At 57.4% G+C, this 12,787-nt stretch carries 9 protein-coding genes and 1 riboswitch; of the genes, 4 read left to right on the forward strand and 5 right to left on the reverse strand.

All coding sequences use genetic code 11. The features are described from left to right. The first annotated feature begins 205 nt into the window (after positions 1-205). A riboswitch (TPP riboswitch) is annotated at positions 206-340 on the forward strand. Positions 341-423: 83 nt separating this feature from the next. The 3 genes from B7444_RS11955 to pnuC are packed head-to-tail and all read left to right on the forward strand — an operon-like array spanning position 424 to position 4,515. Further along, positions 424-2,799, forward strand: coding sequence for a TonB-dependent receptor (locus B7444_RS11955; RefSeq protein WP_007281562.1), 2,376 nt, complete (start codon positions 424-426; stop codon positions 2,797-2,799). A gap of 4 nt (positions 2,800-2,803) precedes the next feature. Beyond that, on the forward strand, positions 2,804-3,949 hold the full coding sequence (locus tag B7444_RS11960) for a phosphotransferase enzyme family protein (RefSeq protein WP_007281563.1): 1,146 nt from the start codon (positions 2,804-2,806) through the stop codon (positions 3,947-3,949). Then, positions 3,940-4,515, forward strand: coding sequence for a nicotinamide riboside transporter PnuC (gene pnuC / locus B7444_RS11965; RefSeq protein ID WP_007281564.1), 576 nt, complete (start codon positions 3,940-3,942; stop codon positions 4,513-4,515). The genes B7444_RS11960 and pnuC overlap by 10 nt, the downstream gene beginning before the upstream one ends. Here pnuC and B7444_RS11970 read toward each other — a convergent pair. The 5 genes from B7444_RS11970 to B7444_RS11990 all read right to left on the reverse strand — a co-directional run bounded on the left by B7444_RS11970 (position 4,500) and on the right by B7444_RS11990 (position 12,009). Continuing rightward, positions 4,500-5,639: a pyridoxal phosphate-dependent aminotransferase gene (locus tag B7444_RS11970; RefSeq protein WP_007281565.1), complete on the reverse strand. Its 1,140-nt coding sequence runs from the start codon at positions 5,637-5,639 to the stop codon at positions 4,500-4,502. The genes pnuC and B7444_RS11970 overlap by 16 nt on opposite strands. Positions 5,640-5,806: 167 nt before the next feature. Then, positions 5,807-6,148, reverse strand: coding sequence for a hypothetical protein (locus B7444_RS11975; protein WP_007281566.1), 342 nt, complete (start codon positions 6,146-6,148; stop codon positions 5,807-5,809). A 12-nt stretch (positions 6,149-6,160) separates the two neighbouring features. Next, positions 6,161-7,615, reverse strand: a complete 1,455-nt coding sequence (locus tag B7444_RS11980; RefSeq protein WP_007281567.1) for an efflux transporter outer membrane subunit — start codon at positions 7,613-7,615, stop codon at positions 6,161-6,163. Further along, positions 7,612-10,788 carry an efflux RND transporter permease subunit gene (locus B7444_RS11985; RefSeq protein ID WP_007281568.1) on the reverse strand — a complete coding sequence of 1,059 codons (3,177 nt, stop codon included), beginning with the start codon at positions 10,786-10,788 and terminating at the stop codon, positions 7,612-7,614. Before B7444_RS11985 ends, B7444_RS11980 begins: the two co-directional genes overlap by 4 nt. 6 nt (positions 10,789-10,794) lie before the next feature. After that, a complete protein-coding gene (locus tag B7444_RS11990; RefSeq protein ID WP_007281569.1) occupies positions 10,795-12,009 on the reverse strand; it encodes an efflux RND transporter periplasmic adaptor subunit in 1,215 nt (404 codons plus the stop codon). Positions 12,010-12,124: 115 nt separating this feature from the next. Between B7444_RS11990 and B7444_RS11995 the strand changes: the two genes are divergently transcribed. Further along, entirely contained in the window at positions 12,125-12,784 is a 660-nt protein-coding gene (locus tag B7444_RS11995; RefSeq protein ID WP_007281570.1) for a TetR/AcrR family transcriptional regulator, read from the forward strand. The last annotated feature ends 3 nt before the right edge of the window (positions 12,785-12,787 follow it).

Consider the following 12,787-nt stretch of genomic DNA (forward strand, 5'->3'; position numbering starts at 1 on the left):
GGCTATTGCGTACATTGCTCCCGTAACCGCCTGGATCAGGTTCTGACTGCCAAAAATGAGTTTCAGTCCTCCAAAATCGTTGTCGATTTAATGCAGGAGGCACCATTATTTCGTTCGTGAAATTGATTCTGCTTCAGTCATATTTTTGATGAGTTCATCAGCAAAGAAATTATTGACATTGCCCCACCTCCCATGGATGGAGTGCGTCTTCACCTTGGGGTGCCCTGCCAAAGGGCTGAGAGACTGCTGAAGGTCCGTTCCGTCGCGGGACAGGCCGGCGCAGTGACCCATCGAACCTGATCCAGTTCATGCTGGCGGAGGGATGGTGGCTGCTGACAGATCCATATGCTGGATTTTCGGTGTCTCTCGTCGTCCCGCCCTGCATGGGTGGGATCGCAGTCTTGCAGGCGGGACACGACGTTCATGAGCAACCGATTTTCATACAGGCCGCGTCCCGTCCCCGCCGTTCTGCTCGGCCTGACCGTCTGTGCCGGCCCGGTGCGGGCGGCTGATACTACAGCCCTCACCCCACCTGTCCCTGCTGCCCCAAAAACCGAGCACATTACCGTTCACCGCGTCTCTGACAGCGCACCCGGTCACCAGCCCGGCGGTGGCCTGATCCACCCTGAAAACAGCGTGCGCTCCGTCAGTACGGTCAGCCGTGATTACATGGACAAACAGCTCCCAATGGCGACGGCCTATCAGTTGGCCTCCATGCTGCCCGGCGCCAATGTCGCCACATCCGACCCGTTCGGCTTTTCGCCCAACACCAACCTGACCGTTCGCGGACTGAACAATGACGCCATCGGCTATGTGCTGGAAGGCACGCCGCTGAACGATGTCGCCTATTATTCAGGCTATCCAAGCCAGTTCGCCGATAGCGAGAATTACAGTCAGGTCGCCCTCGCCCAAGGCTCGGCCGATCTGGACAGTCCTGTCCTGAACGCCGCCGGCGGCCTGATGAGCCTGTCCTTTCTTGATCCGTCCCAGAAAGCCGGAGGTTTCGCCAGCGTCTCCTATGGCTCCTTCGACACCAACCGCGAATTCATTCGTCTTGAAACGGGAAACATTGGCAATTCCGGCATTCGTGGCTTCGTGTCCTATTCCCACAGCGCCAGCGACAACTGGCGCGGACCGGGGCGTGACAAACGCCAGCATGTCGATTTCAAGTTCCTGAAGGAATGGGGCCAAGGCAACCGCGCCAGCCTCATTGGCTCCTTCAACACCACCGTCACCAGCTATTATCCGCAAGTTACGATGGAAAGCTGGAAAGCCGATGGTATTCATGGCGCAAACAATCTCGCTGGCCATTATGACGCGTCCAACGCAGACAATGCCGTCAATTACTGGCGTCTGTGGCGCGCACCGGAACGCACTTTCTATGCAGGCGCCCCCATCCATCTGCATCTGACGCATAAACTGTCGCTGGACGTCACCCCTTACGCACAGTTCGCTTATGGCAATGTCCCGGGTGGCTCTACCCTGACAGAAACGGGTCTCTATAACGGTACGCAACCCCTGAGTGACACACTCACACTGCCCAATGCACAGGACGGAACCGCTGTCGTGCGCGCCAATTACACCCAGCGCAGCTATCGCTCAGGCTTTAACTCCGCCCTGCATTACAAAACCGACTGGAATGATTTCGTGCTCGGTTACTGGTACGATTATGGAGACGACAACGAGCAGCAGCCCTTCACAACCGTTTCCGCCACCGGCGCCTCAGGCGACATCTGGGCGGAAAACAGCAGCAACCTGATCCATCTTGCGAACGGGCAGAAACTGCTGGGCGGCAGCTTCCACACCATTTCCCAGACCAACGCGCTATATGTGGGCGATCACATCTCGCTCCTGCATGATCGCCTGACGATCGAAGCCGGTTTCAAAGCCGTCATGATGAGCCGCGCTGGCACGAACAATGTTCCTGGTCCTCAGTATCGTGTAGCCTCCAACAGCATGGAACCTCTGCCGCGTCTTGGCGTCCGCTGGCGCATTGATGAGCAGAACCAGATCTTCCTCAACGCCACGACCAATTTCCGTGCCCCTGACCAGACGGCCCTTTACAACACTTACGACCCGACATCCGGCGCACTCGCCACAACAGGCAGTGCGGACGTCCGCAACGAATATTCCATTTCCGAAGAACTGGGATATCGCCGCACAGGACAATGGATCATCGGCAGCCTGACGCTGTTCAACTACAACTTCACCAACCGTCAGATCTCAACGCTGGCCTCCCAGAACGGCTCCATCATCCAGACGACCATGAACGCTGGAGGCCAGACGTCCCGCGGCGTGGATGTGGAAATCGGTCTGCGCCCCTGGCATCATTTCAGCCCCTATGTCTCCGGCGAATACCTGCACGCCACCATTGATAACAACATTGCCTCAGGTGGCGATCTTCTGCCCACCAAGGGCAAGATTGCCGTTCGCAGCCCGACACTTCAGGCCGCTGCTGGCATCAGTTACGATGACGGGCATATCTTCGGCGTGGCCACCCTGCATTACACCGGGCACCAATACGCAACGTTCATGAATGATGAGCGGATGTCAGACCGAACGACCGGCGATATTTCCGTCGGTTATCGCTTCGGTGATCTGTCTCGCCTGCACAAGCCAACCCTGCGCCTGAACTTCATCAACATCACCAATGAACGGTCCCTGTCCGGTGTCGCCAGCCCGACCCTGAACGCAAAGGACACGACCGGCATTTACGGCAGCACGATCAGTGGGAGCGCCCCGAGTTATTATATTGGCGGCGGTTTCGCGGCCCTGTTCACAGCGTCCACAGGTTTTTGAAGCCATGGCGGCTCCCGGACAGTTTGGCGTCAACGGTGTGCAAACTGAACGACACTGGCCGCTGCTGACGCTGGATGAGGCTGGATATGTTCTGGAACGGTTTACCCTGCCCTCCGTCCCGGATACGCTTTTATGGCATGGCCAGCGCCCCTTCTCCGCAACAGCCCTCGTAAAGCTAACAAACGGAGCCGTGCTCTTCCTAAAGCGGCATGATCCGCGCCTTCGCGATCAGTCTGCCCTCATGGAAGAACATGCATTCATGACGCATCTTGCTGCACAGGGTCTGCCGGTACAGGTCCCACTGAAAGATCGCGCAGGAAGCTCGGTAGTGGAAGAGAACGGATGGACTTACGAAGTCTTCCGCCCGCTTCCGGGTTTGGATCTGTATCGGGACGTTCAATCCTGGGAACCATTTTTCTGCGTCGAGCAGGCCCACACGGCGGGCCGGACGCTCGCGCATCTCCATCTCGCAGCAAAAAAATACGCGGCCCCTGCCCGCCCGAATAACCGCCTGCTGCTCTCCAGTTTCCAGGCCATTACCCATCCAGATCTTGAAACGGGCCTTGCACGCTGGGGCAATTCCCAACCGGGTCTCAATACCGTCTTCGCAACCCCCTCATGGAAACAGCAACTCAAAAGCCTGCTGCCGTTCCATAACCGTCTCAAACCTCTTCTGCCCGACATTGAACCGCTTTGGGGGCATGGAGACTGGCACCCCTCGAACCAGTTCTGGACCTCCCGTGAGCCCTCAGCTGAAATCTGCGGGATTTTCGATTTCGGGATATCAGACCAGACCTGCGCGGCCTATGACCTCGCTGTCGCCATCGAGCGCACTGCCATTACGTGGCTTGCTCCAAATTACATGGTGGCATGGGATCAACTGACAGCCCTTCTCACCGGGTATCAATCCATCAACTCGCTCTCACCGACCGATCGCAAACTGGTCGTGGCGTTTCTGCCCTTGGTGCATGTCGAATTCGCACTCTCGGAAGTCTCGTATTACCGCACCCTCGTGCACGACGAAGCCTCCGCAACCGTGGCCTATTCGGACTATCTGCTCGGTCATGCCCACTGGTTCGCAGGGCCAGATGGTCAGGCACTTCTGCAGTGGCTTGAAAACACTCTGGAACAGATCACCCCATGTCCCTGACCGAGCTTCTCGCCGCTCTCCTCAGCGCCGCAGGGGTATGGCTGACAGCAAAACGCCAGTTGGCCTGCTGGCCAGTCTCACTGGTCGCCGCCCTTCTCTATGGCTGGGTTTTCTTCACAGCACGGCTTTATGCTGATGCTGCCCTCCAAGCCATTTTCTGCGGCTGTCTGCTTTACGGCTGGTGGCAGTGGAAGACAGATGCCACACAGGGAGACGCCACGCTCCATATCCGGTCCCTTTCAACCTATAATGCCTGTGCCGGTTTGTTGGCGGGCCTTGTCGGCGGCGGACTCTGGACGTTCTGCCTCGCCCGGTTTACGGACGATCCCACACCCCTGGCCGATGCCATGCTCAGCAGTTACAGCATCGTGGCGCAGCTCTGGGCCGGCCGCCGCCACACTGCAAGCTGGCTGATGTGGATCGTGATCGACACAGCTTACGTGCTACTCTTTCTCACGCGCGACCTTTATCCAACTGCCGTGCTGTATGCGTTTTTCATCGGGCTCGCCTTCCAAGGCCTGATGCGCTGGCGAGCCGCAGAAAAAACGGATCAGCGTCTGGCCTGAGCCCTGAACCATGGCACCATACGCCGCACAGCCTTTTCAATTCGGTCCGTGGACACCGCGAAACTGAAGCGCATGAAGCGGCTCCCATTCACTGGATCAAAATCGACACCCGGCGCGGTGGCAACGCCTGTCTCCAGCAACAGCCTACGGCAAAACTCCAAGCTATCATCCGTAAGGTGACTGATATCCGCGTAGATATAAAATGCCCCATCGGGCGGTGCGATATGCATCAACCCCATCTGCGGCATGGCCTCCAGCAACAAATCGCGGTTACAACGATAGGTGTCGAGATGCCCTTCCAACTCATCCACGCAGTCAAACGCCACAAGACCGGCATGCTGGCTTAGGGCAGAAGGCGTCAGGAACAGATTGCCCATCCGCGCGCGGGCCGCATCAATCCGATCCGCGGGAACCACCAGCCACCCAAGACGCCACGGCGCCATGCTGAAATATTTAGAGAAACTGTTCACCACCATGGCAGACGGCTCATATTCCAGAACAGAATGAGCAGGGTCGCCATAGCTCAGACCGTGATAGATCTCGTCTGACACCACGCGGATACCACGATCGCGGCAGACCTCCAGGATAGCCCTGAGTTCTTCATCCCCAAGAATGGTACCCGTCGGATTAGCTGGGCTGGCAATAATGAGGCCATCTGGCGCGGGCTCAATCGCAGCCACAGCAGCAGCCGTAAGCTGGAAACGCTCAGCCTCTCCGCACTCGATCTCGATGGCTTCCATGTGCAGCGCCCGCAGAGTGTTACGATACGCCACATATCCCGGCCGGGCGAGCGCCACCCTCTGGCCGGGTACAAAACTGCTTGTCAGCGCCAGAACCAGAGCGGGCGAGGCCCCACACGTCAGGATGACCTGATCGGCCTGAACCCGCGCGCCATACATGTCCTGATAGTGCCGCGCGATGCGTTCCTTCAGAAGCTGACTTTCCCAATACCCCATCGGATCAGTCGCCAGAACATGCTGTGCACGCTCGATAGCCTTTTGCGGCGCCCCTGTCGAAGGCTGACCGAACTCCATGTGAATGATGCTGCGCCCCTCAGCCGCCAGTTTGTGCGCAAGGCTGCTGATGGCAATGGCATGAAACTGGTCAATGTCAGGAACGGTCATTGGAAACCCGGGGGAAATGCCAGCTTTGCCAGCAGGAAAAGGAGAAGGCGCATGATGGCCTGAACGCTGTACGCAGGCAAACCCGCCACAAACACAAACGGCGGGAAACAGGCTTTATGCCCACCTCCCGCCGCCTGCCCGATCTGGGCGAAACGAGCTGTCCTGCCTCAGTTGGAGGCTGTGTCGTCTTCCGGCAGAGGCTGGACATGCGTGACCTTGCCGTAGCGATCATAGTAGATCACCGCATTGCCACGGCGTTCCGCATACCCATCTGGCTGTCCATCACGCGTGCGGAACAGCAGACGGAACGCATCGGGCTGCTCGATCACCTTGTCCCCGGGAGGACGGTACGTAAACCGGCTGAAGTCGGCGTGGCTCTTCGGCAATGAAGAGCTTCGATACAGCTCGTGCATGTCCGGCTTCTTCGGGCCGTCCCCATCCGCATCCTGCGCGACGGCGGCGCCCGTCAGGGCGAAAACCGCCAGGGTGGAAGTCAGGATCCTGCGCATGATGCTCTCCGGTCAGTGCGTTGCGGCAGGCACTGTAGGCGAAACCGTCTTCTGGCTCCAGCCACCGCCCAGCGCGCGATACAATGTGACAAGGTTCTGGAAACGTGCGGCCTGAATCAGAATGGCATTCTGCTGAGCCTGATAGAGCGTACGCTGCTGCTCAAGCGTGGTCAGATAGCTGTCGATTCCGGCGTCATAACGCATCTTGGCCAGATCATAAGCTTTCTGGGACTGACCGACGAGTTCCCGCATATGCCGGTCCTGCGCCGTGTACGTCTCACGCGCCGTCAGCGCATCAGACACTTCCCGGAAGGCCGTCTGTACGGTCTTTTCATACTGCGCAGCATACTGGAGCTTCTGCCCCTTCGCCATCCGTAGATTTCCCTCACTCTGCCCCCAGGTAAAGATTGGCAGACTGATGGATGGAGAGACCGTCCAGGTCTCTGCGCCCGGTGTAAACAGCTTGCGGAACTGAAGCGAACTTGTGCCCTCGGACGCCGTCAGTGTCACCTTCGGGAAGAACGCAGCCCGGGCCGCGCCGATATTCGCATTGGCACCAATCAGAGTGTGCTCAGCCGCTACGATATCAGGGCGCTGGGCAAGAAGGTCTGACGGCAGCCCCTCAGGCAGATCGCTGATCATCGTCTGGGCGCCAAACGGCGCTGGCGGCGGCAGATCAGCTGGCAACGGCACGCCAACCAGCACCTGAAGAGCATGCTCGTCATCCGCCACGGCACGCATGTACTGCGCTTCGTAAGCCGAAGCCTGTTCAACCTGCGTCTTGACCTGAGCCAGCGTCAGGGCATCCGTCTCGCCATTATCATACGAGAGCTGTGTCAGGCGCAGCGTATCCCGCTGGGACTTCAGCGTGTCACGCGTGACACGAAGCTGTTCCCGATCCGCAAGCCACTGAATATAGGTCGTGCCGATCTGCGAGACCGTCGTAATCAGAACGTTCCGCGCACCCTCGACACTGTTCAGAACCGTCTCGGCCTGCTGCTTCGTCAAGTTACGAATACGGCCCCAGAGATCAACCTCGTAAGACGAGAAACCGATGGACGTCTGATACAGACGCAGGGTCGAAACGCCGGTTCCAAGCCCCGGAGCGAAAGAAAAACCTGCTGTGCTGGAGGGCGCCATAAACATGCCCTGCCCCCCGGCCGTGATGATCGGGAACAGGGAGGCATTCTGAATTTCATACTGCCCACGCGCCACCGTAATGGCCGCAGCCTGAGCCGCAAGATCCCGGTTATTTCTCAGACCCAGCTGGACCAGAGCTTTCAGACGCGGATCCGTAAAGAAATCTTCCCACCCCAGATTGTAGACCTTCGCCGCCGAGGAGACGTTTTTGGAGCCTGTATCCTGCGGATAAGCATTCTGCACAGGCTGGGTGGGCTGATGATAGACAGGTGCCATATTGCACCCTGACAACATCAGCAGTGCGGCAAATCCAAGACGGGCCTTCATGCGCCCTTCTCCCCTTCGATGGCGGGTGTCGCAGTATTGTCCAGGTGATCGTACGGGTTCTTGCGATCACGGATCCGAACAACACGGAAGAGGCGCAGAACAACCACAAAAAACACTGGCACGAAGTAAATGGCCAGCAAGGTTGCCGACACCATGCCACCCACCACGCAGGTTCCAATCGCCACACGTGCAGCAGATCCGGCCCCCGTCGCAATCGCAAGCGGGAACACACCGCATACGAAGGCGATAGACGTCATGAGAATGGGGCGCAGACGCTCCCTGCCGGCTTCCAGAACAGCCTCTTCAAGAGACCGCCCCTCCTCAAAGAAGGCCTTTGCGAATTCCACGATCAGGATCGCGTTCTTCACCGAGAGACCAACCGTCGTCAGCAGACCAACCTGGAAATAGACATCATTGGAAAGACCACGACCCAGCGTTGCCGCAATCGCGCCCAGCACACCCAGCGGCAGCACCATCAGCACTGCAAACGGGATAGCCCAGCTTTCATACAGCGCAGCAAGACAGAACAGGATCACAACGGCCGCCAGAGCATAAAGCGGCCCGGTAGACCCGCTGGAAGCGAGCTGCTCGTAAGACAGTCCGGTCCATTCGTAGCTAATGCCACGCGGCAGCTTGGCGAGGATTTTCTCCATTTCCGTCATGGCCTGACCAGAGCTCGACCCCACAGCCGGCTGACCCTGGATTTCGTAGGAGTTCATGCCGTTGTAGTCTTCGACCTTCTGCGGCCCGCTCTCCCACGTTCCGGACGCAAACGCATTGAACGGAACCATCGTGCCGGTCGTATTGCGAACATACCAGCGGTTCAGATCCTCAGGCGTCATGCGAGCCCAGGGTTCCCCCTGGATATAGACCTGCTTCACACGGTCATCACGCATGAACTGGTTGACGTAAATGGAGCCCAGAGCGCCTTCCAGCGTCGTGTTGATGTCCGCATTCGTCAGACCAAGTGCATTCGCACGTTCACGGTTGATGTCCAGCTTGAACTGCGGAGCATCTTCCATACCGAGCGGACGAACAGCCTGTAGAAGCGGGTTTTTGGCAGCTTCCATCAGAACCTGATTACGCGCAGCCAGCAGGGCTGCATGTCCAAGATGGCCCGTGTCTTCCAGCTCCAGATCGAAACCCGTTGCGTTACCCAGTTCCATCACGGCAGGCGGGTTCACGGCAAAGATCTGTGCATCCGGATCCATCCAGAAATGCATCATGATCTCGCGGGAAACCGTCATCGTCGTATGAGCCGACCCCGGACGCTGATCCCACGGCTTCATACGGATGAAGAATGCACCCGCCGTCTGCCCCTGTCCGGCGAAACTGAAGCCTGTCATGGTAAAGACCGACTGAACGTAATTGCCATACGTTTTCAGCACATAGTCCGTGATCTTCTTGTTGACGGCTGCGGTCTGCTCCTGCGTGGCATTGTTGCGCATTGTGACCTGGCCAAAAATGATGCCCTGGTCTTCATCTGGCAGGAACCCGCCCGGAACGCGGCTGAACAGGAATACCACACCAGCAGTCACCACCACGAACACGAGCATGCTCACAACCGGCACCCGGATCATGCGCTTCACACCACCCAGATAACCGTTGGTTACCTTGTCAAAGGTGCGGTTGAACCACGCAGCCGGGCCACGATCATGCCCTTTGTGCGTCGGCTTGAGCATTGAACCGCAAAGGGCAGGTGTCATGACCATCGCCACAACGACAGAGAGCCACATCGCAGCAACGATCGTGATGGAGAACTGACGATAAATCACGCCAGTGGATCCACCAAACGCGGCCATCGGCAGGAACACGGCCGTCAGCACCAGAACGATACCGATCAGTGCGCCCGAGATTTCATCCATGGACACTCGCGCTGCTTCCTTCGGAGACAGGCCTTTGTCCGTCATGACGCGCTCGACGTTCTCAACCACGACGATCGCATCATCCACCAGCAGACCAACAGCCAGCACCATGGCCAGCATGGTCAGGGTGTTGATGCTGTAACCCATCACTGACAGCAGGCCGAACGTCCCCAGAAGCACAACCGGCACGGCAATCGTCGGGATCAGCGTTGCCCGAAAGTTCTGCAGGAAGATCAGCATCACGAGGAAGACCAGCACGATCGCTTCCGCGAGCGTCTCGATGACTTCCTTGATGGAGAGCGTGATAAAGGGCTCGGTATCAAGCGGGTAGACCAACTTCAGACCGGCCGGGAAATAACGCTGGAGTTCACCCATTCGGGCACGGACAGCAGCTTCCGTGTTCAGCTGATTGGCGCCCGGCGCCAGCTTCAGAGCCATAGCAGCAGCAGGATGCCCGTTATAAACCGAGCCCAGCGCGTAGCTCTGCGCGCCGAGTTCGACCCGTGCAACATCGCTCAGGCGAACCTGGCTGCCATCCTGCTGAACCTTCAGAAGAATTTTCTGGAACTCTTCAGGAGAACTGAGCCGCGTCGGACCAATGACCGTTGCGTCAATTCCAATCCCTTTTTTGGCAGGAAGACCACCAAACTCACCAGAAGAAACCTGAATGTTCTGCGCCTGAATGGCCGCCTCTACATCACCGACGGTCAGGCCGTAATTGTAGAGCCTTGAAGGGTCCAGCCAGATACGCATCGCATATTCGGAACCGAACAGCGTGTGATCGCCCACACCCGAAACACGCGACAGCGGATCGGAAATGTTGGAGGCCACATAGTCCGCAATGTCCTGACCGGACATGCTGCCGTCTTCGGAAATGAAGGCCAGAACCATCATGAAGTTCTTGGTTGCCTTCGTGACACTCAGACCCTGAGCCGTCACTTCAGACGGAAGTCGCGGTTGTGCAAGCTGAAGCTTGTTCTGCACCTGAACCTGAGCAATGTCAGGGTTGGTGCCCTGCTCGAAGGTCAGATCGATTTCCATCTGACCACTCGCATACGAGGAGGCCGACAGATATTCGAGATGATCCAGACCATACATCTGCTGCAGAATCGGGCGTACAACCGTGTTGTTCACCGTCTCGGCAGAGGCACCGGGATACATGACGGAAATAGCGATCTGCGGGGGCGCAATGCTCGGATACTGCGCGATCGGCATGCGGGTGATGGCCACCGCACCGACCAGCATAATGATCAGCCCAATGACCCAGGCAAAGATCGGCCGATCAATGAAAAAGCGTGAGAGCGTCATGTGTGGTTACCCGGCCTTTCCAGCAGGAGCAGGCGCTTCCTGAGGCGCGACAGTGGCTCCCGGCTGAATCTTCTGAAGACCGTTGACGATCACCTTGTCGCCTGCCTTGACGCCATCCGTGACAAGCCAGTCGGTTCCTATTGTGCGGCTCGTCTGTATGCTGTGCTGCTGCACCTTGTTGTCAGCATCAACAGTCATGACATACGGATTGCCCTTGGGATCCCGCTGGACGGCAACCTGCGGCACCAGAAGTCCGTTCGGATCAATGCCTTCGCGAACATGCGCATGTACGAACATTCCCGGTAGCAGGAGATGATCCGGATTAGGGAAGACAGCACGCATGACAAGAGTACCGGTAGCCGGATCAACCGTGACTTCCGACAGCTGAAGCTTACCACGCTGCGGATACTCGGAATCATCTTCAAGCTTCAGGCCGACAGCAGCTGCGTCATCCCCCTTGCGCTCGACCTGCCCGATCGCAAGCTCATGCTTCAGACGCAGCATATCCGCTGCAGCCAGATTGACGTCCACGTAAATCGGATCAAGCCGTGTTACGACAGCGATCGGCTGCGTCTGGCCTGCCGTCAGCAGAGCGCCCGGTGTATAAAGCGTACGGCCAATACGCCCGTCAATTGGCGCACGAACATGCGTATAATTCAGATTAACGGCGGCCGCTTCAACATTGGCTTTCGCCTGCGCAACCTGTGCCTCGGCTTCACGAGCCGTAGCCAGCGTGTTGTCATAATCCTGTGAACTGACAGCATGCGCTTTTACGAGAGGGCCATAACGCCGCAGTTGCCCCGACGCACGGCTTGCTGCTGCCTGAGCGTTCAAAAGCTGGGCCTTGGCCTGATCGTAAGCCGCCTGATATGGGGCAATGTAGACCTGAAAAAGCTGCTGACCGGCTTTGACGTCCGCACCCTGCTCAAAATCACGCGAAACAATCACACCGTTAACCTGCGGCCGGATCTGAGCCTGTTCATAGGCTTCCGTACGACCCGGAAGGGATGTTTCCAGCGTGACAGGCTGGGTTTGCAACGTGATAACGCCAACAGACTGGGGCGGCATATGGGGCGCTGTCTGCTTTTTTTGACAGCCCGCGAGCACAAGCGGAGCCACAAGCAGTGGCAACAGCAGGCCAGGCAACAGCCGTCGATGATGATCGTTCCCCGAGACGGCAGCTGCTGAGGACATCAAGAATGTTTTCTGAAAAGAAGGCATGATACAGCCGCTATCCTGTGATACAGAAACCACGCAGTTTCCAGTTGGCTGGAAACTAGCCGGTTTCTTTGATGATCGTCAATTCGGTTTGAACGAATAATCCCCGGAGTTGATCTTGAGCAGTTCTGCCGCCCTGTCCGACGCCCGAAAGCTTCGCTGCTGCGACCATAACGGTACGCTGGACGATGTGGAACGCAGAACGCGTATCCTGAACGCTGCGAGCTCAATGCTGACAACCCACGGGTATCATGCAGCATCCATGGACAGCATTGCGTCATGCTCTGGCATGTCTAAAAAGACGCTCTACCAATTTTTTGAGTCAAAAAAGTCTCTTTTCGAAACACTTATCATCGAGCGGCTTTTTGCTCCCATTCCCTACACACCTGTAGAAACAGACCCGTTACACAAACAGTTGCAGTTGATGATGCTTTTGATTGCTGAACAGCTTCTTAATGAGGAGCGACTTGGCCTGCTCAAGTCCATCATTACTGAAACCACGCGCAATCCAGCTGTGCGTCAAATTGTGGCAGACCTGTTCCATTTGTCCGGACGCGCCCTTCCCGTCCAGCAATGGCTTTCAAAGCACGTCGATTCAGGTGACCTTCAGATCAGCGATGTAGAAGAAGCGGCAGACCTTCTTTTCAGCATGACACTTGGGGGACCTCTTCTGGCGCATCTGACACATTGCAAGCCTCCCAAAGAAGGCGAAAATCTTACGCACTTCATTGAATACGGGGTCAACACGTTCCTGAAGGCCCATAGCAGCCAAAAGTAAATT

The sequence above is a fragment of the Gluconobacter thailandicus F149-1 = NBRC 100600 genome, assembly GCF_000964465.1.
Classification (GTDB): Bacteria; Pseudomonadota; Alphaproteobacteria; order Acetobacterales; family Acetobacteraceae; genus Gluconobacter; species Gluconobacter thailandicus.